This is a genomic window from Psychrobacter sp. MES7-P7E, assembly GCF_002863645.1.
Classification (GTDB): domain Bacteria; phylum Pseudomonadota; class Gammaproteobacteria; order Pseudomonadales; family Moraxellaceae; genus Psychrobacter.
The window spans coordinates 41,442-66,573 of record NZ_PJBU01000094.1 but is presented as its reverse complement, the minus strand read 5'-3'; the positions used below and the strand labels follow the sequence as shown (position 1 = coordinate 66,573).

General features: G+C 44.0%; 14 protein-coding genes. 11 read left to right on the top strand and 3 right to left on the bottom strand.

Going from position 1 to position 25,132, the window contains the following annotated elements; translation table 11 throughout:
- Positions 1 to 136: 136 nt before the first annotated feature.
- Positions 137 to 805 carry a hypothetical protein gene (locus CXF62_RS07255; protein ID WP_102093600.1) on the top strand — a complete coding sequence of 223 codons (669 nt, stop codon included), beginning with the start codon at positions 137 to 139 and terminating at the stop codon, positions 803 to 805.
- A 482-nt stretch (positions 806 to 1,287) separates the two neighbouring features.
- The gene (locus tag CXF62_RS07250; protein WP_102093599.1) at positions 1,288 to 2,214 is read left to right on the top strand and encodes a Tle-like phospholipase domain-containing protein; all 927 of its coding nucleotides are present in this window, start codon (positions 1,288 to 1,290) and stop codon (positions 2,212 to 2,214) included.
- Positions 2,215 to 2,295: 81 nt separating this feature from the next.
- Here the strand turns inward: CXF62_RS07250 and CXF62_RS07245 are convergent, their stop codons facing one another.
- Together CXF62_RS07245 and CXF62_RS07240 are read right to left on the bottom strand one after the other, a co-directional pair.
- Complete coding sequence (locus tag CXF62_RS07245; protein WP_102093598.1) at positions 2,296 to 3,039, bottom strand: M90 family metallopeptidase; 744 nt, start codon at positions 3,037 to 3,039, stop codon at positions 2,296 to 2,298.
- Between the two features lie 83 nt (positions 3,040 to 3,122).
- Positions 3,123 to 3,695: a TetR/AcrR family transcriptional regulator gene (locus CXF62_RS07240; RefSeq protein WP_102093596.1), complete on the bottom strand. Its 573-nt coding sequence runs from the start codon at positions 3,693 to 3,695 to the stop codon at positions 3,123 to 3,125.
- A gap of 118 nt (positions 3,696 to 3,813) precedes the next feature.
- Here CXF62_RS07240 and CXF62_RS14785 point away from each other — a divergent pair, with 118 nt between their 5' ends.
- From CXF62_RS14785 to CXF62_RS07230, 3 genes are read left to right on the top strand one after another with little or no spacing between them, the layout of a single operon-like run.
- Entirely contained in the window at positions 3,814 to 4,095 is a 282-nt protein-coding gene (locus CXF62_RS14785; RefSeq protein WP_197707704.1) for an NAD(P)-binding protein, read from the top strand.
- 5 nt (positions 4,096 to 4,100) lie between these two features.
- Entirely contained in the window at positions 4,101 to 5,021 is a 921-nt protein-coding gene (locus CXF62_RS07235) for a hypothetical protein (protein WP_197707703.1), read from the top strand.
- 33 nt (positions 5,022 to 5,054) lie between these two features.
- Positions 5,055 to 6,143 (top strand): DUF2855 family protein, encoded by a 1,089-nt coding sequence (locus tag CXF62_RS07230; protein WP_102093595.1) that lies wholly within the window; start codon positions 5,055 to 5,057, stop codon positions 6,141 to 6,143.
- A 159-nt stretch (positions 6,144 to 6,302) separates the two neighbouring features.
- Here the strand turns inward: CXF62_RS07230 and CXF62_RS07225 are convergent, their stop codons facing one another.
- A complete protein-coding gene (locus CXF62_RS07225) occupies positions 6,303 to 6,941 on the bottom strand; it encodes a GDSL-type esterase/lipase family protein (protein ID WP_102093593.1) in 639 nt (212 codons plus the stop codon).
- 221 nt (positions 6,942 to 7,162) lie between these two features.
- Here CXF62_RS07225 and CXF62_RS14995 point away from each other — a divergent pair, with 221 nt between their 5' ends.
- From CXF62_RS14995 to CXF62_RS07195, 6 genes are all read left to right on the top strand, one after another.
- Positions 7,163 to 9,433 carry a circularly permuted type 2 ATP-grasp protein gene (locus CXF62_RS14995; RefSeq protein WP_102093591.1) on the top strand — a complete coding sequence of 757 codons (2,271 nt, stop codon included), beginning with the start codon at positions 7,163 to 7,165 and terminating at the stop codon, positions 9,431 to 9,433.
- A gap of 73 nt (positions 9,434 to 9,506) precedes the next feature.
- On the top strand, positions 9,507 to 10,292 hold the full coding sequence (locus CXF62_RS07215) for a transglutaminase family protein (RefSeq protein ID WP_101205892.1): 786 nt from the start codon (positions 9,507 to 9,509) through the stop codon (positions 10,290 to 10,292).
- A 42-nt stretch (positions 10,293 to 10,334) separates the two neighbouring features.
- A complete protein-coding gene (locus tag CXF62_RS07210; RefSeq protein ID WP_057760236.1) occupies positions 10,335 to 11,075 on the top strand; it encodes a proteasome-type protease in 741 nt (246 codons plus the stop codon).
- Positions 11,076 to 11,683: 608 nt separating this feature from the next.
- Positions 11,684 to 15,085 carry a BRCT domain-containing protein gene (locus tag CXF62_RS07205; protein ID WP_102093589.1) on the top strand — a complete coding sequence of 1,134 codons (3,402 nt, stop codon included), beginning with the start codon at positions 11,684 to 11,686 and terminating at the stop codon, positions 15,083 to 15,085.
- Positions 15,086 to 15,187: 102 nt separating this feature from the next.
- Positions 15,188 to 22,858 (top strand): HEAT repeat domain-containing protein, encoded by a 7,671-nt coding sequence (locus CXF62_RS07200; RefSeq protein WP_102093588.1) that lies wholly within the window; start codon positions 15,188 to 15,190, stop codon positions 22,856 to 22,858.
- The gene (locus CXF62_RS07195) at positions 22,855 to 25,131 is read left to right on the top strand and encodes a hypothetical protein (protein ID WP_102093587.1); all 2,277 of its coding nucleotides are present in this window, start codon (positions 22,855 to 22,857) and stop codon (positions 25,129 to 25,131) included. Before CXF62_RS07200 ends, CXF62_RS07195 begins: the two co-directional genes overlap by 4 nt.
- The last annotated feature ends 1 nt before the right edge of the window (position 25,132 follow it).

Here is a 25,132-nt window from a genome sequence, read left to right as displayed (position 1 = left end):
CTGCTGTATTATCGTATCATTCAGGTTTACTTACCAAAATATCGATTACATAACGCTTTTATGGTATTTTTTACCGGTTCCCATGACAATTTATAGTGATGTTTCTTTCGCTAATAACTGTGCTAAGGATGATTTTATGATGACATTACCTGCTTTTTTTAAGGAAAAATCTGCGACATTAGCCTTTAGTAGTTTTTTGCTATTCACGCTAGCTGCGACGGGTTGTCAGTCTGCTTCTGAGTCCAGCGAAGCCATTGTATCTCAGCCAACCAGTAGTTCATCAACACCTAGTAATGCTGATATCAGCCAGCAAACCCTTAGACAGCAAGCGTTACGTATACAGCGCGCACTGGCAAATAAGGATTTTTCTAGAATCACTAATGATATCCATCCAATACGTGGCGTTCGTTTTTCAATGTACGCTTATGTACGGCCTGAGTCAGATAAAGTCTTTAGCCGCAGGCAATTTGCACAGTATTTACAGCAGTCTAACATTCAATTTACTTGGGGCGAAAAAGACGGTACTGGCGATCTATTGGTCACGCCGTTGCCTACTTATTTGGATACTTGGGTGGATGGCAAAAAGTTCAACAACGCTATTACCAATGTCAATGAATTCAGAAAAAACGGTAATTCTATCAATAACTTAAAAGATATATACCAAACATCAGACGTTGTGGAGTTTTATCATAAAGGCACGGATGAGTATGATGGTATGGACTGGCGTGTTTTGCGCTTGGTATTTGACGAGTATCAAGGGAAGCGTTATCTGGTGGCCATTATTAATGATCAATGGACAGTTTAGCAGCAGATATAGTCAACGGATACATGGTTAGCTGATTTAATAGACAAACCGAATTAGAAAAGGGCAATACATCAAATCAGATGTACTGCCCTTTTTATTGTCTTTTATATTTATATTCAATATAATGAATATATTGAAGCTAATTTTTATAATCACTAGTGTAGTATTAAAGGTGTTTCACATCAGGTTTTTGGATGTGTCTTTAGATGAATAACCAAAGTATTTTCTACATGTACGTAAAAAGTGACTGTGGTCATATAGCCTACTCTATGAGAAATTTTACGTAGCTATTTAACTGGAATACGAAAACCAACATCGACCTTAATTCGAGTCAAATCAGGACTTGCTAAGTCTTAAATCTCCTGATTGCATAGAAAAATTACTGCTTATCATAATGCTCTTAAGTGCTTTTAAGGTTGAGCATTAGAAATTATTTAAAAAAATGCATGAGGTAAGAAATAACTAACAAGGATGTTAATATTATGAGAATTATTATAGTAACGTTGGCTTTAGCTCTCTTATCTAGTTGCTCTATGATTGGTTCCCTTACAACAAGTCGTGAAGCAGGCAATTTTTGGTGCAATGAGAGATACTTACATGATATGAAGTATCCTCCTTTCCCTAATGAGACTTCGAAACATTTGGAAATAGCGGAAAAAGGTTATATATACGCATTAGCTAGTACACTAGTACTTCAGGGTCAATATCCAGATGACCTATCACAAGAAAGTAAAGATCATTTTTTTCAAACTCCCTCTTATTTGGAAATATATGACTGGCCTAAGTCAGACACTTCTGGTTTTGAGGTAGGAACTTTTAAGCTATATGAAACATCTGATAAAACAAAGCTTAAAGAAATAATAATTGCATTCACTGGATCAGACCAGAAACGTGACTGGGTATTTACAAACTTACTTTTTAGTAAAAAACAATACAAATTAGCAAGAGAATATGTTACAAAAATAGCGGAAGCAAATCCAAATACTACAATTGTTGTTGCAGGCTATTCGCTCGGTGCAGGATTAGCCGTTCATGTGATTAAAGACCCATCTACGAAAAAGTACATATCTCAGGCTTGGGCTTTTAATCCAAGTCCAAAAATTTATGCAGATGGAGAAGAAGACGAAGACATATGGTTGGCATCAACTGGTAATGAAATGTTGAAAATGGTAAGAAGTCCGTTCTTTTATAAATGGCCTGGAGTCGATAATATTGGTGCCCCTAAAAATCAAACTGCTGATGAATATAATCGCATAAAATCATGGAGTATTTACTCACACTACAGATGGGTTCTGACGCGCAATATGCTTTGGGCTGCTGACCTATCTATATATAACCGTACAAAAGCTGATATGACTGAACCGTTAAAGATAATTAAAAATTCAAGTTTTAAATCCTGTGAACAATAGAGTGAATAAACAAAGCTTAGCTTAGACTCTTAAAATATTCCGGTTTTATGAGGCTAATGCTTCACACAATAAGAATTAAATCTAGATAGGTGTTTGTTTGAAAAACTGCACCATAATCTGATAAATATCCGGATAAGCATCAACCAGCTTTTGCGGTGTTTCAAAAAACACTTCACTCAAAACCGCAAAAAACTCAGCAGGATTGGTTGCGCCATAACGATCAAGTCCTGACTTGCGATGTGTTTGAAAATCTTCAAAATCGCGGCTCATAATCTGTGTCCAGTTTGCAGGATCCATATCATGTTGCATCGGTGGAAAGCCATTGGCGCGGCCATTCATCATATCGAGTTTATGAACAAACTCATGAATGACAACGTTGTGTCCATCACGTTCGCCTGAGTGCTTGGCATCTTTCCATGAAAGAATGACAGGCCCTCGCAGCCATGCTTCCCCGCTACGATGTTGACTGCCTTCGTGGACGATACCAAATTCATCTACCGTGGTACTGTTGCTTTTGTACGAGCCAGGATAAATAATAATCGATGACCAGCCAGCATACCAGTCAAGACCTAAGTTTAAGATCGGCAAACACGCTTGTAGTGCAATCGATTGTCTGACAGCATTGGTAATCTCAAAGCCTTGTGCCCCAGTGATGGATTTATCGGCCAAAAATAACGTTGCTAGCTCAAATAAATGTGTCATCTCGTCAATACTTAATCTATCAAGTATCACAATACGTTCAGCTGCCTGCATCCAGTCAGCTCGAGTAAATTCGCTATTATCTAATATACGCTGTTCACGCCAGTCTTTTATGATGCCAAACATAATTTGCTATCCTTAGACCTTACGATATTGAAATAACCCAGCCTAGCATGCACTCACTTGCCACAAATATACCAATATCGTTATTAAGAAGACTTTATGGCATCCAACTGTACTCCAACCACACGAAGTGCCATGGTCTTCCAGTCTAGATCCAGTTCATCGGCGAACACTACATGGTGACTAATACTGACGTACCCATGTACGATGGCCCAGATATCTAACGCTATTTGCCGACGTTCCGTCATGCTAGCATCTTCTGATAAATAAGAACCCGCCACCCGAACCAACTTTGAAAATGCGCTATCTCTGGCTGCAATGGCCTCGATTGAGGGCTGATATCCTGCGTCAGATTCCCCAAAAATTAGCCGATAGTGCGCTTCATATTTCTCGCCTACATTGAGATACCCTAGGCACGCCTCTAATACTTGCTCTTTGTTTGCCTTACCTTCTGAAATGACATCCATGGCTTCACGGACTAGGTTAAATCCTTCTATGTACAGCGCATCTAGTATGCCTTGCTTACCTTGGAAGTGACTGTATATACCGATGGTGGACAGTCCTGCCCGCTTGGATATAGCGCGTACACTCAAGGCGTCTCCGCCCCCTTCTAAGAAAAGCTCAGATGCAGCGTTTAGTATTTTGGTTCTGGCATCCATTAGATTCTCACTATGTCTTGACAATTATAACAGTGTTATTCTAGTATATAACACTGTTATACACAAACAATTATGAATTGCTTGTGTTGATAGAAACTCAACTTAGAGTAAGGACGCTATGAGTATTCAACAGATAGAAACGGATTATCTAATCATTGGTAGTGGCGCGGTGGGCATGGCTTTTGCCGATGTGCTGCTCACAGAAACTGATGCTAATATTATTATTGTCGATAAACATCATAAGCCAGGTGGTCATTGGAACGATGCCTATTCGTTTGTCACATTGCAGAGGTTAAGGTCAATAAGAAAATCATTGATGGTACTTATTTTAAAACTTCAGTACCAGCAACCCATACCCCAAACTTTGAGATTGCTGAAGGTGTTAAGTTTGGCCCATTAAATGATTTGCCGAGTTTAACCAAACCCCGTGATGGTTACGTGATTATCGGTGGCGGAAAAACGGGTATAGATGCGGTTTTATGGCTACTAGAGAATCAAATTGACCCAGACAATATCACGTGGATTATGCCAAGAGATGCTTGGCTGATCGATCGTAAAAACACCCAACCCTCTCGTGATTTTTTCACCCATACTATAGGGGCGCAGGCTACTCAAGCAGAAGCGATTGCTGAAGCTGAAAACATCGAAGACCTGTTTAATCGATTAGAAAAAGGCGGCGTATTAATGCGTATTGATCCAAATGTACGCCCGCAAATGTTCCATGGCGCTACCATTAGCAGTGAAGAGCTTAAGCAGTTACGCCGTGTTAAAAACATTGTGCGTAAAGGGCGCGTGACTCGCTTAGATACTGACAAGATTTATTTTGGTGAGGACAGCATTTCTACCACTCCCAACACCATGCATATCGACTGCTCTGCACGGGCAGTACCAGTGACAGAGACGTATGATGTGTTCAAAGGTGATACCGTGGTGGTGCAAACCGTACGTACCTATCAGCCTGTGTTCAGTGCGGCGTTCATCGCCCACATTGAAGCCAATTATGATGACGAAACTGTCAAAAATGAGTTATGCCAAGTGGTGCCAATCCCAAATCATGATACGGACTTTTTAGTTGGCCTTGTTAAACAAATGCAGAATCAAATGCGTTGGTCAAAAGAGCCTGCGCTACGTGAATGGATGATTAACAATCGATTAGATGGCTTCACCAAATTGGTACGAGCCAGCGAAGGTACACCACCTGAAGAGTTAGCTATCCTTAAACGTCTAAAGGAAGCAGGACCAAAAGCCGCTGCAAACATGCCCAAGCTCATGGGTGAAATCATGCAAATTACGGCAGCGCGTCAAGCCAAAACTGCTAATGCTTAATCCGATAACTATAAAATAAAAAAGGAAATAACCATGCAAGAATTTCAGACCAATAAAGCAAACCTAACCCAAGCTCGCCTGCAAGAGACGCCTGTACATACCCTAGGCGATGGTGAAGTACGTGTCAAAGTTGATCGCTTTGCTTTTACTGCGAATAATATTACTTATGCAGTCATGGGTGACCAATTACGCTATTGGCAGTTTTTTCCGCCAAATGGTGACGAGCCTGAGAAATGGGGTATTATTCCAGTCTGGGGTTTTGGCGATGTTGTAGAGTCCAATAGTGATGCACTACCTGTCGGTGAGCGCTTATTTGGTTACTTCCCGCCCGCCAATGAATTAATCGTAACACCCAAGCGAGTCACGCAGAGCAGCCTGCTGGATGGTAGTGCCCATCGTGCCGAGCTGCCGCCTGGCTACAATATGTATCAGCGCGTCAATTATGAACCTGGTTATGACCATGCCAATGACAATCAGCGCATGCTACTGTTTGTATTGCACTTAACCTCATTCTGCTTACATGATCTATTGAAGAGTAATGACTGGTTTGGCGCAGAGCAAGTGGTGATTATCAGTGCCTCTAGCAAGACCAGTACTGGCTTAGCATACGGCTTAGTTGATGATAAAGACGCACCGCACGTTATCGGTCTCACCTCAAACCGTAATATAGATTTCGTTCAGTCAATTGACGCTTATGACAGTGTGCTTAGCTATGACACACTAGAGCAGATTGATGCAACTAAGCCGACGGTTATTGTCGATATGTCGGCCAATACCGACGTGCTCAGCCGTCTACATAGACACTTAGGCGATAACATGCGCTACACCAGCAATGTCGGTCTTACGCACTGGGACGAACCACGTCATACCGAAGGTATCATTCAAGAACGTAGCCAACAGTTTTTTGCGCCCAGTCATGTACAGCAACGTATGAAAGAATGGGGCCCTGAAGAGTTCAATAAACGCTCTATGCGTTACATCATGAATAGCACCGCAAAAACTAGTGCGTGGTTAAAGATTCAGGAGCTTGATGGAGTTAAGGGTTTACTGGAGGTTTATAAAGATATCTGCGAAGGTAAAATAGCTGCTGATGAAGGTTTGGTAGTAGTCATGGGTGATTAGAATGGCTAGGCTATAAAAGCCTGACTATAGAAATTGTTTATTCGTCATTAATAAAAAAGCAGAGCGCCTATTGACTAGGCACTCTGCTTTTTCCGTATTGTATTCTAGATGCCAAACGCATACGCCCTACTGACCGTTTTCGAGGTTAATATTCGCGGTTTAATGTACCCAACCTTCCTCTTTTAAATAACCATGCAACCCTTCAGCGAACTGTCTGTAGCCTGCCGCATTGGCATGAATTTTATCAGATTTCAATGCATCATCTGACAGTACAGTGGACCAGCCATCAGAATACAGAGGTATGCCTTCAGTTTCCGCAATATCTTCATACAGTGGATTATCACTTACCTTTCCAAACAAAGCACTAGTACTGAAATATGGCTCAGCGATTAGGACAACATCAATATTGTTGGATTGCAAAGTGTCTATAGTCGCGATGATATTAGCCCGCATCGTATCAGGCGAAATGCGCTGCAATACATCATTACCTCCCACACCCAGTAAGACTAAATCTGGGTTTTGCTCAGTAATCTTATTCACGCGAGTAAGCACATCTGCAGAAGTGTCACCATTGACGCCTGCATTAACGACGTTCCATTTGCTTAGCTCTGCTAGCACCGTAGGATACGCTGTTTTAGGGTTTGCGCCGTAACCATAGGTTAATGAGTCGCCAAGTGCGACCACTGTGCTACCAGCAGGCAAGATATCTTGTTGTGGTTCGCTACCACAGCCAGTCACACTGATAGTCGCTGACAACCCTATACCTGCCAGCATTAAGAACCTACCACGTAGCTTCATGTCTTCTCTCCTACTGTTTCTATTGAGTTAAACTTATTGGATTTAGGTTCAAGTTTTTAAAAATCTATTATTTAACTCTTGTTGTATATTGCTCAGTAACCGTTGTATAGTCCATACAGGAGATAGACTACCTGTTGGGCGCAGTACAAGTGCTACTCTACCTAGCATAGACAGTGTATTCATCATAAAGTATAACTTTACCAAGGATACGTGAGGTACTTATGAATAAAAAATCATCTCAATCCCAGAGTCAATCACAAAATAAGTCAGCAGACAGTAACTCAACAGACACTCCCCCATCACGCGCACCAAGTTTTGATGAACTCCAAACGAATAAAGGTCAGTATCGTCCCGTTGCAAAAGCCGTTGGTCATTGGCTTGATAACATCAACATGGATGCCCTCAATTATTTAAACGAACAAGCAGAAAATATCTTTTACCGTAAAGGGGTCACCTTTACTGTCTATAGCGATGCCAAAAACATCGAGCGTATGATTCCGTTTGATATCATTCCACGCATTATTGCCGCGAGCGAATGGAAACAAATAGAAGCAGGCTGTAAACAGCGGATCACCGCTCTCAATGCATTCTTACATGATATCTACCATGACCAAGCCATCATGAAGGCAGATATTGTCCCTGCCAGCTACGTCTATGCCAGTGGCTGCTATGAGCCATGGATGATGGGCATTGAGCTCGACAAGCCTATCTATTCGCACATCAGCGGTATTGATTTGATTCGAGACGAGACAGGTAAATTTTGTGTGTTAGAGGATAACCTGCGTACCCCGTCAGGCGTCTCATATATGCTTGAGAGCCGCAATATATCAGAGACGCTCTTAGCTGATATATTTACTGAAACGCCTATCATGGGCATCAGTGATTATCCCAACCGTCTCAAAGCCTGTCTTGCCAGCTCAACATCCAAATATGATCCGCAAGTCGTCATTTTAACGCCAGGTCGCTTTAATAGTGCCTATTATGAGCATGCTTTTTTAGCGCATGAGATGAATGTACCACTCGTTCATGGTTATGATTTGGTCGTTGAGGACAGCAAAGTCTATATGCAAGGTATTCGTGGCAAGGTACAAGTCGATGTGATCTACCGCCGCATTGATGATCCCTATATTGATCCGTTAGCCTTTAAATCTGATTCCATATTGGGTGTATCAGGGCTAATGAGTGCTTATCGCGCTGGCAACGTGGTGATTGTTAACGCCCCAGGTACGGGCGTGGCCGATGATAAGAGTTTATATCCTTTTGTACCAGATATGATTAAATTCTATTTAAATGAAGAGCCTATCCTACCTAATATCGAGACATACCAGTGCCGTAAGCCTGATGATCTCAAATATGTGCTTGATAATCTGGACAAGCTGGTGGTAAAAGAAACGCAAGGCTCAGGCGGCTATGGGATGCTTATTGGTCCGACATCAACCAAAGAAGAAATCGAAGAATATCGCCTGCGTCTGCTTGAAAACCCAGCCGGCTTTATTGCTCAGCCAACCATCTCACTATCTACCAACCCCACTGCCGTGAGCGATGGTATCGCACCGCGTCATATTGACTTGCGTCCCTTTATTCTCAGTCATGGTGATGGCACGGTAGATATCGTACCCGGTGGTCTGACACGAGTGGCCATGGTTGAAGGCTCGTTGGTCGTCAATTCATCGCAAGGCGGCGGTATCAAAGACACTTGGGTTATTGATGACAGTGATTTAGACAGCCAGCAAGCCGACAAGTGCGCGCCTTTATCCTCAGTAGGTGTCAATTCTACAGGCAACGCTTTAGGGCATGCGAACTACTATAATCGCGTCCAGCCCTTAGAAACCGGTTACGAGAGTTTAGATGATGCGCCCATGATACTGCTACTCTCTACCGCCAGTCACTTAATATGGCTAGGCCGATATAGTGAGCGCTTGTATTACTATGACGATGTCATGAAACAGCTCATCAAAGGCGATCTCAAAAAATCACAGATCAAGCATTTAATCAGTCATTTAGGGTTTGCCGTTGATGGTGAAGCGTCACTTACCACCATGAAAGCACAAATGATGTCTGACTTGGAACAAAACATCATACCCAATATTGTGCAATCGATTGAGGACAATGTCCAAGAGGCCAAAGGCGTCATTGGTAAAGATACTGCTGAGTTATACAACTTGATCAAGCGTTTATCGAGTGCTGGCACGTATCGAGCGGCGACCTTGCAGCTACACGCGTGTAACGCTGCGATGAAACAAGAAAATCCGACAGTGACTTGTTTTTGGCAATTAGGACGTCACTTTGAGCAGCTTGAGCGTGCCGTCTTGTTGGGAGAGGATTCAACAGAGGTCAGTTTTGAATTCAGACACTGGATTAATGAGTTACCGGAAAATACGCGCTGGCGTGAGCTTATCCGCTTGACCAACCAGATGATTAGGTCAAAGAAATTTAGTGATTTTGCGCTGATTAGCAAAGAGTTCAATCTCATATTGAGTCAAGGTGTATAGAAGGTGTCTAGCCAAAAACCAATAATAATGGCTCATGAGACATATGAAATAAACAGAAAAAGGAGAAGATATTATGAAACTTCAAATCAGTCACCAAACCAACTATTATTACGATGAGCTGGCGCAGCGCAGTGTACAGTACATACGCATGACCCCCATGCAAATGCCGCACCAAACCATTCATAAATGGGATGTCATGCTCCCTAAAGTGGCGACCAACCAAAAGGACGGCTTTGGTAATGCATGGCTCACGCTCAGTCGTAACGAGGCACATAACAACTTACAAATGCAGGCGTCGGGTATCGTTGAGATCAACACCGAAACCGAACGTTTAGAGGATATGGATCATGTCCCCTACCTGCTATTTACCGTACAAACCCCGTTGACCAAATGCTCACAAGAGATGCGAGAATTTGCAGCACCATATCTGAAAACCCCTACTCATGACAGCTTAAAGGCGATGGCGAATGCCCTTATTATGAAAATGCCTTTTGTTAAAGACGTCACACATGTGGGCACAACTGCTGCTGAGGCATTTGCGACAAGTGCCGGTGTGTGCCAAGACCATACACATGTATTTTTAGGTATCTTGCGCGATCAACAAATTCCAGCGCGTTATGTGTCCGGTTATCTGTATGACGATACCGAAAATCACATGGCCAGTCACGCATGGGCTGAGGTTTGGCTGGATGGTTACTGGTATACTTTTGATATCTCAAATCAGGCGTTTACCCCAAACTCACATGTGTATGTGGCTATTGGGCGAGATTATCTAGATACGGCGCCTGTTCGCGGCGTGCGTATGGGCGGCGGTTACGAAAATCTTTACAGTTTGGTATTAGTCAAAAAGCTATCATAGCGTTTGCTATTTTTTATTACGTTTATTCATCAAGGGTATTTTATGACTTATTGTGCTGCCATTCGTCTAAAAGACGGTATGGTCTTTGCCAGTGACACGCGCACCAATGCCGGTGTTGATCACATATCGACATTCAGAAAGTTGTATCAATACGGCGTTGAAGGCGAGCGCTTTATGGTGCTACAGACAGCTGGCAGCTTAGCGACATCGCAGGCAGTGTTCAATAAACTACAAAGCGACATTGACCAGCGTGCTGAGAGTAACCTCAACACAGTAGCGACGTTGTTTGATGCTGCGCAAATGGTTGGTGAATGTATGCGTGAAAAGATGAACCATGCAAAAGCAGTCGCTAACTCTAGTCGCGATGGCGCCTTTACCAGCTCGTTTATGCTTGGCGGTCAAATCAAAGGACAGCCACCTGAGCTATACCTGATTTATCCTGAAGGCAATTGCATCAAAGCCACAGAAGATACGCCCTTTTTTCAATTAGGTGAAAGCAAATATGGCAAACCTATTTTGGATCGTTCTGTCAGCTATAACACGGATGTAAGACACGCAGCCCGCGCATTAATGCTATCATTTGATTCCACGATTCACTCAAATCTATCAGTCGGTATGCCGATAGATTTTGTACTTTATGACAATGACAGCCTAGCTCTGCCCAACGGCCGACGTATTGATGAGCGTGACGAGTACTTTAACACCATCCGTCATCAATGGTCAGATGCGTTACGTCGCACGTTAGTTGAATTGCCTAAATGTCCTGATGGTTATTGGGGATAAATAGTTCCGTATAAAATCATATTTTCTGCACTAAAAAGCCCTTTGTCTATCACAAAGGGCTTTTTTATTATCAACTAATAATCAGGCAATAAAAAACCGGAATAGCGCTGAATAAACAGCCCTAATCCGGTTTTGCTTTAAAGGCCTTGAATGTCATCATAGCGATGTCACACTCAATTGTTGTGTAATCTACCTCATGACCTGGTACATGGAAGACTCACTGGACTGCACCTAGATAACGGCCCTAGTGCATTAGCTCAATCACGATTGCGTGATTGCGCCAGCGAGCTAATGACACTAGGGCCGTTATCTAGGTATTAGCAGGACTGAAACAGTCTTCCTTGGGTAAAATGTAATGGCTTGACTCGTGGACGACGCAACGTCGCCCCTCACCGTAAACGGTGAAACGCTAAATCTCACAACTCGTTAAGTTTGCCTCATCACAGTTATTATTGTCAATATATAATTGCAAATAAAATCATGCGCGACGCTATATGTCGCAGTCCATATATTTCCTTACAAAAGTCCTTGATATTTTCTGTGAAACGCGCTTTTATAATGCTACAAAATTACGCGCACCGACAAAATAAAAATTAAGGCAAATTTCTATGAGTCTGTCCTTCGCACAAATTCAGCAAGCTTGGCAAGCCCAAGATCCTAGCTTGGTTGATAAGTTATGTTTATTAGCAACACAAGTTGATGATATTCCTGAGTCGCCCATCCCTGAGCATGAGCTTACTTTTGATCGGTTTTTAGATAAGATATTTAGTCATCAATTTCGGGAGCAACATCCCGAAGTACAGTTTGCAGAGCGCGTGGCAATGATTGCCAAATTGGAAGCAGACGAAGGCGTTTACCCTCTCCCAGATCGCTATAAGATCCATATAACACTGACCGCACTGTGGGAAGATGGCAGCGCGTACTCTAGAGCCATCTTAAAACAAGCCATTACGGCTTTGCCAGTCAGCTATGGTGCGTGGAAGGGTTTAAAGCGTATTTATAAGCAAGCTGAATTTTCTCAAGATTATGAGATATTTGGACAAATAGCCGCCAAGATTGATTTACAGCGTTTCAATCAAACCGCCAACTCTGCGGTCAGTCTCGCCACCAAAACCTATATGAGCCTTAGAGCATGGCGTTATCTGCGGCAGTTGGGTCAGCAAATGCCGATTGGCTATATTGATGCTGCCGTCTGTGTACTCGCCAGCTATGACGAAACCATGACGGCAGGTAGCCTTGCACAAACGAACAGCTGGGTACTCAATCACATCTGTTTCCATAACAGCCTTGATTATGGCGTCAATCGATTCAGCAGTCGCTCACCTCGCAAGCTCTTTGATGCCAAAGGTCGCGCGTTCTCTGAGGCGTGGCAACGAGACCCTGAACCACTTATCCAGCTATTGGCTATTGCCAAAAATGAGGCTGTCAGACAGTTCGCAACCGATAGCCTAAAGCACGATTTCAAAACCCAACTACGTGATGTGAGTGGTGAGACGCTACAATATCTATCTGCTGGACAAGCGCACAGTAAAGCGCGTGATGAGATGATTGTTTGGCTATTAGAAAATTCACCGCATTTTGAAAAGTCTAAATTTAAAACATTGGGCTTGCATCAAGTGGTGCTACAACTACTCCATTCACACTATCCTGCCGCCTATCAATATGCGATTGGCTATGCCAAAAGCTACGCTCAGGACTTATCACTCACTGAGCTGATGTTGCTTGCCATGTCAGATTATGAACCTGTTAGAGCATTTGCCATCAATAGTATCCTGAGTCGTGACCCTGTTGCTGATATTGGTGTCAACGGTTGGGGTCAGCTGTTAGATACAGAGCATCACTATCAAACGGCGAGTAAACAACTTAGCAAACACTTTACAAGGCGTGATTTGACCCCTGAGTGGTTTTTTGAACGATTGACTAGCGGTAGAACACACAGCGTAAAATTTGCAATAAAAAAACTGCCTGAGCTTTATAGTGCCAAAGAGCTAGGGACTGAATACTTTATTCGTGTTGCCCAGCAGCTAGACATACCAGAGCAACAAGACTTCTCTGCTTATAACGATAGCGACTGCATGGACTTTGCGTTGGATCAGCTCAGACGTTTGGATTTGAGCCAAGTAAACGCGGCAGTATGGCAAATGCTGCTATTACATCCACTGTCGCAATCCACTATTACCGATTGGTTTGATGAAGATGTACTGTCAGCGGCGACGCTTGATATGAGTTATTGGCATGCACTTGCCTATGAGCCTGACTGGCAGGTAAGTGAATATATTGAACAATTAAAATCTGCTGACACTCTTATTAAAAACTGGCAAAAGCACTTGGCCTTTGATGAGTATTTAGCAGAAAACGTGCGAGATTGGCTGTCTGATGTGCGTCGGTTTGCGCCGATAGATTTAGGTTTCGACTGGCTTATGAATCTTGCGCATAGCGAACAAGCACTCTACCGTGAATTTGCTATTGAGCGCATTAACAAAGGGTTCTTGCCTGCCGACTTTGTCGCATATCTTGACAGTAATGAAGACGCCTCTACTGACAACGCTTCCAGTAATAGCATTGACAATAAAGGTTCTGATAGCAGTGCCGCTACTGAAGTAGATTTAACCGGCCAACGCTATTTATTCACAGGCAAGATGCAAAGTATGACTCGTGGCGAGGCCGAAAAAGTTGTGAAAGCGGCTAATGGTGCCATCAGTGGTGCTGTCAACGGTAAGTTAGATTACTTAGTCATCGGTGATGATGGTTCACCGTTATACGGTAATGGCCGTAAAGGTAGCAAGCAAGTTAAAGCCGAAAGCTTAATCGCTGATGGTGCGCCGCTAAAGATTATTTCCGAAACCGCTTTTTTACAGATGCTAAGCGGTCAATCACGAGAGGTGTCTGAAGACGATACTTTTGCAGGTGCCAATGCACTGTGGCATATGGCAACAGATGATGCTACTGCACCTATCAGTGAGCTTGCGATCAGCTACCTCAGTCATCATCATGAACAGATTTGCATGGCATTGACAGACAGACCAGTCGATCCTGATGCGATTATCCCTTCTTCATTCTTTAATGCGGAGCGCGTCATTCCTTTATTGCAACACCGTAACAGCCAGCTGCGAGACTTTGGCTTATTACTGAGTAAGTATGAGATGGCGACGTGGCAAACAACGCCAGCCCTATGGCTGATGATGGCAGAATCTCCCTATACGGATATCACTCAACTGCTAAAGCGTGCGCTATTGGATAAGCCATCCGTTGCCAATCGACGTTACCACGTTCAGTCAGCACAGTTGAATGCTGGCATGTTGAATGCGTTGATTGAAAGCAAAGCGCGAGTCGCTCGCCAAATCGGTATCACCTTGCTGCAGCGTCATGCTAATTTCCAAGATGTGCAGTCTTTATATCGATTGACCCAAAGTACAGACCATGAAGTACGTTATGCTGCCGTGACCATGCTATGGAAACACTACAAGACGCGTCACGTGTCTCCAAACTGGCAACCAGCCAGTAGCGATAGTAAAGATAAAGATGCTGCACGAGATAAAGACAACAGCGCACAACCAGTCATAACAGAGCAGTCAGATAAACGTTTGGCAAGCTTGCCTGCAGAAGCTGATCAGCTACTAATGCTGCTACGCCGTGGTCTCTTTGAGCTACCACCTGGTCGTCTAGGCGGTTCGCAAGAGCCAAGTACTAGTGACAGTAATAAGCACAAAAATCAACGTTACTCAGATAAAAACTCAGCATCACCACAGTCATCAGATACATCTGAGTCAGATAGCAATATCACACTAAAACCCATATCTGCGAGTCGTGCCAAACTGGCGTTGATTGAGACCTTTCGTGATGTGGCGTTGGCTGACAGCACCTTTGCGGCGCTCATTATGCCCACACTGTTCACCTTTACGCACTCGGCAGGCAAGATGGAGCGTCATGCGTGTTTGGTTGCCGTCACACGGCTATTGCATCGCTATCCTGAGCTATGTAAAAATCTGCAGCCAGTGGCATCGGCTTAACGGCTTTGGCAAACAGATATAGATAAATAGCTACTAGCAAGCTTTTATATTCGAAAAAAATACTCAAAAAAAATATGACGTCACCTCAACTGAGATAACACCATGAAAACAATAACACTCCCCTATTGGGGTCAAATTATTGGCTTAGTCAGTAAGGCCAACAGCACCCAAGCGGCAACTCAAAAGACAACCAAGCAAGATGGGCGCAGTCTTTTTATTACTCGCCAGCAGCGAGCATCTGCTACGGTCTTATACGTCCTTGATCAACAAGGTGAGCAATTCAGCTTATCGACAACAGCGCTGCCTTGTGCGATGCAAGCGATCACCAAAATAGATGACAGCACTATTGTGATGATTGGTGATGATGGTCATCTTTATCAAACGGATTGGCAAGCAAAGAAAGTTAAGAAGACCAGTGCTACATCCTTGTTCGATGCACCTAAAAATAATAACGATGATATAGGCCGTGCCGTAGCAATGGCACAACTACAAGATGCCTTGGCTATCTTATATCCAAAATACATTGTCGTATGGCCTTATCAGGACAGTCAAGCCAGCAGTACTGTCATCGTTGAGCCTTACTCGTCTTCTATAGCAGCATCAAGTAAGGAGTCTGCATTAACAGCGCTAGCAACCTCAAGTGATGGTTCGTGGTTAGTCGTGGCAGATAAAACGGGAGATGTTAGTAGCTATCAATGGACCTCAGATGGTGTCCAGCTCACTCTAAGTAGCCGCAAACAGCTCCACCAAGGTAAAGTGAACGCGCTTTGTTTTGAGCCAGTCGGGCAGCACTTCTTCTCAGCAGGCGCAGATAAGTGCTTATACCGTACTCATGTCCAAGGCGATCTGCACCCTGTTGATAGAGCCAAGTCTAGCCAACACAGCGAAATGATCACGGCGCTTTGTGTCTCAGACACACGGTTGTTCACTGCCGCTGATGACAAGAGTGTTAAATCATGGGCATTTGATAAAGGTCAGCCAAACAGCTGTAAAGAGGATCTAACCAAGGCTCGACAGATCGTCTTATCTTCTTATGCTGAACAACCAACGCTCATCGTCGTCAGTGCCGATCAGAGCTTACGTTTCATACCTATTGACCATACTAAAAGTACGTCACAGAATAGTACGGCACAAAACAGTAAGTTGCTCCCAGTCACTTATATCATCAAAGACGGCTATCAGAGAATCAGCCAGTTACTGACAGATACGTCAAATAATAATGATGTGTCGTTTAAAGAAGGTCTAGCGCTGCTACAGGCGCAAGCAGATAACCAAACGTTAGAGCTGGTTAAAAAATTACTTGCTGATAGCGACACGCTCACGGCTAACCAAGCATTGCAATTGGTACAGTGGGTTGCGACTACTAATCTTGATAAAACTGCACAGGTTTTAGAGCAGCAACTAAGCTCAGCGCACAGTGCAAAAGTACGCCTTGCTGCTTTTCATGCCTTGGCCGACCGCGCAAGTACGGCGAAGCGACCGCTGCATTATCTAGAAGAAGCCTTTAAAAACCGTTACTACGAAGAAGTGGTGGCTTCTGCGTTACAAGGTTACTTAAAGGTTGCGATGAAGGATGCCACTAGTCAGCGCCGCATCTTGCCTATTTTAAGAGAGGCGTTGTCACACAGTTTTGCAAATATTCGTAAGCAAGCATTGGCCTCGCTTGAGACACTATTGCCTGACAACAGCCCTCAAGCAGATTTGATGGCATTAGACTGCAATCAGTCAGACATTGTCCAATCAGGACTGATTCGTCTGTATCAGCGCGGTATGCTAAACCATCTTGAAGTCTCGCGTCAGTTGATGCTGCTACAGAATCATCGTAATACAGAGATTAGGCAAACGGCGTTTTACGTCTCATTGTTGTCTCAGCCTAAGTTGATAGAGGCATTGAAACAGCAAGGTGACACGCAAACATTACGTACCCTGACTGATTTTGATGACTTTCGCTTACTGCGCGGCACGCTACTAGATAATGCTAGCAACGCAGCGGCAAATGATAAGAGTGTTAAACAATCAGAATCCGATGAGGCGATCCGTTTAACCTTATCTACGCAAGATTTTATCTCGCAAGCAGATAGTACCCAAGCATCTAAAAGTAAGGCTAAAACGGCCAAATCCAAGAAGCCTGTTGCTGAATCTATAAAGCTAAGCAATGACACGTTAGAGCCATTATTACAAAGCTTAAGCAATAGTCACGAAGATATCAGTTTCCGAGCGGCTTATACGCTGGCTTGCCTACAAGACAAACGAGCGTTTGGCACCCTGATTAGTCTAATGAGCCATGATGACAGTGCCATCATCCGTGCTGGTGTCGCCACAGCGCTTGGTCATTTAAATATAGAAGACGCCAAAGCAGTCCTACCGACATTACTAGATGATAAGGACGCTGGCGTGCGCCAAGTCGCCATGCAAGCCTATGGCAAATTGGCAGACAATGCATTGTCTTGGGCAGCGACAGGTTTTGCTTCTAAACATCAAGATATTCACGAGCAGTCTTTAGCACTGTTTTTAAAGCATGTTGCAGCAGATAGCTCAAATAGTGGTGACAAAAGCACTCAGATGTCGTCAGAGATGACAGACATACTGCTACAGGCATTGAACAACCCTTTTACCAGTATTCGGTTAGAAGTGGTTAAAGTTCTATTAAACCGCCAATTTAAGCAGTCATCTGACAATATTTCTAAAAATGTTTCTGACAGTGCTATCGTTGACATTATTGAGCTATTGCAGCAAAGCCTTTTTGAAGATGTGCACCAAGTGGCGATAGAAGAATGGCAACGACTGTTGCTAGCGATGAACTCGAAGCATAAAACGAATAAAACTGAAGAAACTGATAGTCAAAAGACCAATCAAGCTGTCCTGACCCTATTCTTTTCAGATACGTTTGCCGCTATTCGCAAACAAGCCTTTGACATCGCACTTAAGCAAAGCAAGCATTTAGGGTTTGCTGACGTCATGTTGAGCGCGCTTGCCAGCCCTTATGCTGATACCAAGCAACTGGCCCTTACGACAGTGCAAGCCAGAGCGAATACGACTCAGCTGACACAGTTGATGCCAGCTATCGTGGCTATGTTCGCTGATGACAGTATTGAGCTACGTAAACAAGCTTTGACGGTCGCTTTGGCGCTGACAGACTTACAGCCTACTATTTTAGCGGATTACAGTAGCCTAGATGATAGTAGCACCGATGATCAACCGAATCATCACGAAGCATTGATTACCGCGGCCCTCAACAGTCCTTATCCTGATATTCAGCTAACAGTCGCTCAACTGCTGGCCAGCCAATCTCGTTTATATGCTGACGAAGAACAGGCAAAGCGAAGTGATGAGCAAGCGTACCAAGTCTTTAAGCATTACTTAGATCTACCAATACCCTCTCAGGACAAAAAAAGTGAAACATATACTCAGTGGTACAGTCATGTAGGCCAAGCATTATTTGGTTTATCAAAGCTAGCTTATCCCTCAACATACAACGCGCTTAACTGGTACGATAAATATTTAAACCACCCTGACGCCGATTTTAAATCACTTGCTCCAACACTCACGCTCATGGTGACTGTAAACGATATTGATCTGCTGCTCAAATGGCAAAAAGATGAGAGCCCCATTATTTGCCATTGTGCCAATTTTGGTTTGGCTATCCTAGGTGATACGCGTGGGCAGGCTTTGTTGACTCATGATATTTATGGCAATATCGACAATAGCAATCTGGTAGCATCAAAAATGCCTGTTTATTGGCTTCAAGCGCAGCACGGTTTAGGTATTACACATGCACGACAATTACAGCCTTTGTTTGAGTCAGAGTCCTATGCAGTAGCAGCCAGACTGTTATTGATATTTAATGATTTACAGAATGGCTTGCAAGGTGGCAGGCAAGCTCCTGAAAAGACCGCTACCAGCACTGTCAGGCCCAATCGACTGATAGAAACATTAAGCTTTGCTGATAATGACACGGCAGTAGTCTACGCCAACATACTCGCTCGTTACCCAAATAACGTACAACACCCTAATAACCAGCAAGCACTATCGTCAACGTGGCAGTACCTAAGTGATTACTTGTCACGTCAATTAGGCAGTGTTTTATCGTCTCACTCTGAAGTCATCACGATGATGATGGATGCTATACCAAACGCGGCAGATAAAGGTGGTGTTAAAGGACAGTCGAATAATACGGCCTCTATCCGAGCAAGTATTCTAACGACGGTGAGTACCGAAAACTTACAACAGCTCGCCAACCTCAGTCGACATCAGCAGCCATTGGTACGCGCCCAAACTATCGATATTATCTGTAACTTATCTGAATTACTCGCTCATGATTATTATGACGATGAGGACGATGTTTTTGAGACATTACAAAAATGGCAACGCAGTTTGCAGGCATTGTTAAGTGCTCACCCAGTTACGGCCACCGTTAATATGGCAGGCGATAGCTCTCCTACTGACAAACAAGACAGTTCTGAGGTGCATTATCCATACCAGTCCCTTGCTTTTGGCGCTTGGATTGGCGTCATACGCGCAGGCGATGATTATTATGCTAATAGCAGCACCACAGACCAAGCCATTCGAGGGCTAATGTGGCTTGCTACTCAATCATCGCAGCTTAACACCAATAACAACACTAATAACGATGAGGATTGGCGAGACAGTACCAGTCGCGTGTTGTTGCCACTACTCAACCACAGTAGTTTTGACACTCGTGAGCTGGCTTGGGCATGCTTGTATAAGCTGGACATGCCAGCCAAAAAACTGGCTGACTATGCCATGAGCACGCCCTACCGCGATATGGTCAAACGCGGCTTGGATCTATTGCTAGGTACCGCAAATAACAATGCCGTACAGCAGCAAAGCAAACCATCGGATACAGCGACTGTCAGTGGTAGCGCTGATCAACAACTCATTGATTTGTTAAAAACCAATAATCACACCTTAGCAGAAGAGACCTATCAGCTGTTAAAAGGCCGACTAGGCCATCTGCCAGCCAGCTTGCTTGGGCTACAGACTTATTGTCAGTCGTTACTGCCTCAGATCGTTGCTGAATGGAAACAAGTCATCGTCACGCCCTTTGCAAACAGTCAATCGCCGTCAGTGCAGTGCCAAGAAAAGCTGACGTTTTTGCTGCATGCTGTGAAGAGTGATGATTGGAATGCAAAATATCAAGCACTGAGTCAACTGATCGAGTTTCATGACGTACTCTTTGCGGACAGCACGCTATTTGATAGCTTGTTTGATTTTGCTGAAGACGCTCAGTCCAGTAATGAGAGATATCGTAGCTGGAAATTACTTACTGAGGCACTCACGTCGTACCAATTCATCAATAAGAACACTTTAGAAGGTCATTTAAAGAGTAGCTTTGATATTGCGACTGCTGAACAGGTCGCCAATGAAGCGCACTTACGATTATTAGCCTTACTTGATGACCCACATATCAACAAACCTAAACAGTTTATTTATAGTGATATCGCTGACCTGCGTAATACGCATCTGGTCGCACCATTACTACAGCGTTTAGAGAACCTGTTTGAGCACACGCCGCAAAAGCATAAAGAGGAGCGTAAATACTTATTTGACACTTTAGTGAAAATCAGCGGTTACGATCAAAACATCGATGACTACCTAGACGAGCGTGAAGACACGCGCTGGTTACAACGTCAGCACCCTAGAGACTCGCAAGTCTTGCTGTCACTGTTTACTACGCTTATGAATCATAGTGATTATGCGCTTGCCGCGCAGCTATTACCGTCACTTGCATGGGTGCAATCGGATGACAGTGATTTATCCTCGCGCATTGATAGCGCTTTAGCATTAACCTACGAGCAGATGCCAGCTAACCATACCTTTAAATTGGTCGAGGCACTGGCATATCGAGCCAAAAGACGACATAGCAGCATTGCCTCATTACAAAACGCCCTGCGTAATAAAGACGCTGATGTGCAATTTGCCGCGGCTGAAGGACTGGCTAAGTGCGGTCACGCTGATGGAGTCAACATCTTGATGGCCACGATAGATTACAACCCTGATGCTGAGTTCCGCAGCTGCAGTGTGTTAGCCATTGGCGAGCTACTAGGCAGCAGTGACCATCAAAACCAAAATCAAAATGCTGACTCGCCTAATGCTAGCTCACCTGCGGACAATGCCGATAAAAACTTACAGGTTCATACCTTATACAAAGCCTATGATAAGTTAATCAAACTGGCCGAGGACGACGAGCACTACTTACAAGACGTGGCCAGTGAAGCCTTAGGTCGCCTTGCACAAGGTGGTGACTTTGAGCATAGTTCGCATATTTTTGAGCTATTAAAATCGCACTTGTCAGACCCCGCAGTCCATTTCACCAATCCCGCCATTGTCCATTGGTTAAATGGACTGCGCTGGCTCAACACAACGCCTGCTTGGGAACAAATCCGCAGCTATATCCGCACTCATATCGATAAAGCCATATTCTTCCGTCCACAAAGGCATGCGGTATGGCTACTGCAGATGAATGGTAACGATGCCAATAAAGCATTAATTTTAGATATTTTAAAAACGAGCAACCTAGATCGTGCTGTGCTCATGGTAGCTTATACTGCGGCACAGAAAACCTGGGGTAGTCTCGCGTCGCAGATTTATCCTTATGATTGGGCAGCCATCCAAAGCCATAATGATGACTTTGTAGAAGAGACGGAGCGCTTGAGCCTAAAGCGTATTATTGATAATAGCAGCATCGATGAGCTGGCAACATTCATCACGCAGCATGGTGAGCACTTGCCAGCCGATACCCTGATGGCACTGCAAAATGCCATTATGGCCAAGCAAGATATGCCAACATCACAGCTTACCGCGTTAATTACCAGTAGTAATCCCCTGACACAGCATATTGGACTGTGTTATCTGACCCAATATCCAACTAACTATTTAGACAAAGAAATGGTTGCGACGTTGCAGCAGCGTTTTGACACTGCAAGCGAGCAATGGCACACGCTTATCGACACCATCAACCGCAGCCCAACGACCATCAATAATAGTCAGTGGATTGGCATGGTTGAGCAAGTGGGTACCACCATCAGACAACTGGTGTGGCTAATCATGCGTCATATATCCATTACAACTGCCAAAGGTGCTGTCGATAAAGCGGCTACTAAGCAAATCGAGGCAATGCTTGATTGGCTCAATGATTCTCGTCAACCATTGACCATCACTTCTATTCCACTGCTTTCTACGACTGTTAGTGGTTGGTGGCAGCAAGCGCTATTGGCACTACTGGCCAGACCAGTCGCTGAAGATAAGGTGTTATCAAATATAGTGCCAACATTGAGCAGCGTATCAACTACGGTTCAACCGCCGCTCACTTATGATAACCAAACCTTACTATCAACGCTACTAACTCGTATTGAACAAAGCGGTACATCTACCCAAAAATCCATAATAACGGTAGTAAAGAATGCGCTGAAGCATAAGGGCTCGTCTACCGAGATACCAATCAATCAACAGCTGCTACAATGGATCAGAGCAAAAGACGCTGATGCACTTTATTATTGTGCAAGTAATGACAACATGGAGATGACGGTTCGTATCCGTGCTATCGAAGCGCTTGGGCAGCTATATAACCCAAATATTGAACAATGGCTGACGACGCTCATGACACATGAAAACTCAGACATTCAGAAGCTTGCTTATAAAGTACTACGCCGCTGGCAACGTGCCATGATACGAGCACAGCAAAAGCGTCCGTTGGCATATAGTCAGGACAGCAGTCAAAAAAGCAATCAGGGTGAAGGAGACAGTCAATGACTATAGACAATCAATTAGACCAAGCATCAGAAACAGAGTCAGAAATAGTAGCAAACACTGATGGCCTGATGATGCAGTTAGACTACGCCGCACCTAGCCAAATCAGTCAAGTTAACGAATCGTCAGACTCACTGTCGGAGGCGCAAACAAGCGAACACACTCAGCATGTGGCACTATTTGCTCAGCTGAATCGATCGGAGGTTAACTTCCACGGTAAGGTCAAGTCTCCCCTTGTCTTTCGTGACAGTTTGCTAGCCCTATTTGATGTGGTCAGTAGTGATTATCGCTATGTGCCAAAAGACCGCTCAGCGTACACGGTATTTATGCAGATGCGCCGTGCCAGCAGCAATAAAAACCTATTTACTGCGCAGCGTGATTATTTCACGTGGTTGTTCGACAATGACCCACTGGCTTTTTGTATTTTGGACCCGATTATTCAGGTGCATGAGCAAGGTGTTAGCTTTGAGGTATTTAGCCGTGATGAAGGCTGCTATGCTCAATTGACATTGACCAATGAGATTTTTGAGCAAAATGCCGAAGCTACCCTTGGCACCACCAGTATTGATTACAGTGCGGCTTTGTTTAACGGTATTGAGAAAATACGAGATCATCAACAAACGATATTAGACATTGGTCATGAAGCGGTCGGCTTACAATTACTCGAAACCATGCCAGAGACCGCTGAAGCAGATACTGATAGTACAGTAACTACGCCCACCGTAAAAAAACAGATCATAGAAAAGCGCATCAATGTGCCCAAAAGCTGGATCAGAGCACTGCTGCAAGTACAGTCTGCAGGTCAATTGCCACAAGACACCATCCATCTTGATCCAATCGCACTGTACAACGTGCTGTTTGAGCTGCGTATGCATGCTGACATTAAAGGCAAACGCCGTGGATTATTGATTGAGCTTAGACCTCAGCAGCTGCCAGTGATTATATTAGAGCCTTTTGATATTACTGTCACCAGCCAAGTTAGCCAACAGCAAAAACCCTATCAAGGTCAACAAGCAAAGCTCATTCGCTTATGGGGTCGCCGTCGTCTCAGCCTATTAAAACGTCTGTTGCCGCATACTGACAGCGTTTCGGTATCGCTACTGGGTCAAGGCATGCCAAGCTATTGGACACTAAAAGGCAAAGGCTTTCATTTTACCTTTGCTATGACAGGCTTTAGCCAAGCCAACTGGTCACAGTCATTAAACTTTGACTTGTTACTGCCAAAGCGCCCACTGCAAAATACATTAGCTGCTATTGAAGGGTTATCAGACAGTAGTAAAGCAACCTTAGATGATAGTAATAATGATAATAACGATGAGCATAATGGCTTGTCTGTATTAATTAAGACACTGGAAAATACCCCTAGTACGCTAGAAGATTTGGTAAAGTCGCTATCAGCAGATGCTTCATTAACGTCTGTGCCTGTTTCTCACTCACAAGTACAGCAGTGGTTACTGTCAGGTACTCAGCAAGGCTTAATTCGCTATGAGATGGCGACGCAGCTGTATCACTACAGACCTTTGAGCCAAGTGCCGCTTGATATGGCACAGTTCGCTTATCACCACGAAGCAGAAAAGCAGGCTTTTGATTTGATTAGCCGTACGGATGCCGTGCAGAAATTTTCCGTCGAGACTGTCGCTGTCAAAGGTATTACCATTCGTGCAGATATTCATGTCGAAGAAGACAGACGAACCTATTACAGCCAGCTGCAATTAGGCGATGAAGGGCTAGTCACCAAGGCAGAATGTAGCTGTCCGCAGTACTTGCAGCACCGACTCACACAAGGCGTGTGCGCGCATCTTATTGCATTACGTCTGAGTTATAACAATTACGACAGTAACACTGCCAAAAATGACAGCTGGCATGACACCCGTATATTGAGTCAGCGTGTTCCTGTTCGTCACCCTATTAGCCACTCTATTCGCCATTCCACTAAAGTTGCCACTCAGTATAAAAACGAGGCAATCATAGCACCTTCAGATCTGGTGATGGACTTATCTGCGTTGTCACAGCTAGCAAAACCATCATTAGATAATAAGACAGACAATATAAAAGAGAGTATCAAAGACAAAGTGATTGCTACAACAGACGAGACTTGTATTACTTATATCTATCTGACCATCGCACATAAAAAAATAACGATCGAGCAGACCACGGGTGATGACAGTACACATCAGCATTTCGTGTTTAACCAACCTGCTCAAGCCAAAGCCGCATTTTTACAACATATTGCCAGATTTGAAGCCAAAGGCTTTATCGAAAACCAAGGGATGTAAG

What these genes read in the sequence shown, in the direction of transcription:
- CXF62_RS07255 (WP_102093600.1), top strand. Translation starts at nt 137, where the DNA reads ATGATGACATTACCTGCTTTTTTTAAGGAAAAATCTGCGACATTAGCC.
- CXF62_RS07250 (WP_102093599.1), top strand. Translation starts at nt 1,288, where the DNA reads ATGAGAATTATTATAGTAACGTTGGCTTTAGCTCTCTTATCTAGTTGC.
- CXF62_RS07245 (WP_102093598.1), bottom strand. Translation starts at nt 3,039, where the DNA reads ATGTTTGGCATCATAAAAGACTGGCGTGAACAGCGTATATTAGATAAT.
- CXF62_RS07240 (WP_102093596.1), bottom strand. Translation starts at nt 3,695, where the DNA reads ATGGATGCCAGAACCAAAATACTAAACGCTGCATCTGAGCTTTTCTTA.
- CXF62_RS14785 (WP_197707704.1), top strand. Translation starts at nt 3,814, where the DNA reads ATGAGTATTCAACAGATAGAAACGGATTATCTAATCATTGGTAGTGGC.
- CXF62_RS07230 (WP_102093595.1), top strand. Translation starts at nt 5,055, where the DNA reads ATGCAAGAATTTCAGACCAATAAAGCAAACCTAACCCAAGCTCGCCTG.
- CXF62_RS07225 (WP_102093593.1), bottom strand. Translation starts at nt 6,941, where the DNA reads ATGAAGCTACGTGGTAGGTTCTTAATGCTGGCAGGTATAGGGTTGTCA.
- CXF62_RS14995 (WP_102093591.1), top strand. Translation starts at nt 7,163, where the DNA reads ATGAATAAAAAATCATCTCAATCCCAGAGTCAATCACAAAATAAGTCA.
- CXF62_RS07215 (WP_101205892.1), top strand. Translation starts at nt 9,507, where the DNA reads ATGAAACTTCAAATCAGTCACCAAACCAACTATTATTACGATGAGCTG.
- CXF62_RS07210 (WP_057760236.1), top strand. Translation starts at nt 10,335, where the DNA reads ATGACTTATTGTGCTGCCATTCGTCTAAAAGACGGTATGGTCTTTGCC.
- CXF62_RS07205 (WP_102093589.1), top strand. Translation starts at nt 11,684, where the DNA reads ATGAGTCTGTCCTTCGCACAAATTCAGCAAGCTTGGCAAGCCCAAGAT.
- CXF62_RS07200 (WP_102093588.1), top strand. Translation starts at nt 15,188, where the DNA reads ATGAAAACAATAACACTCCCCTATTGGGGTCAAATTATTGGCTTAGTC.
- CXF62_RS07195 (WP_102093587.1), top strand. Translation starts at nt 22,855, where the DNA reads ATGACTATAGACAATCAATTAGACCAAGCATCAGAAACAGAGTCAGAA.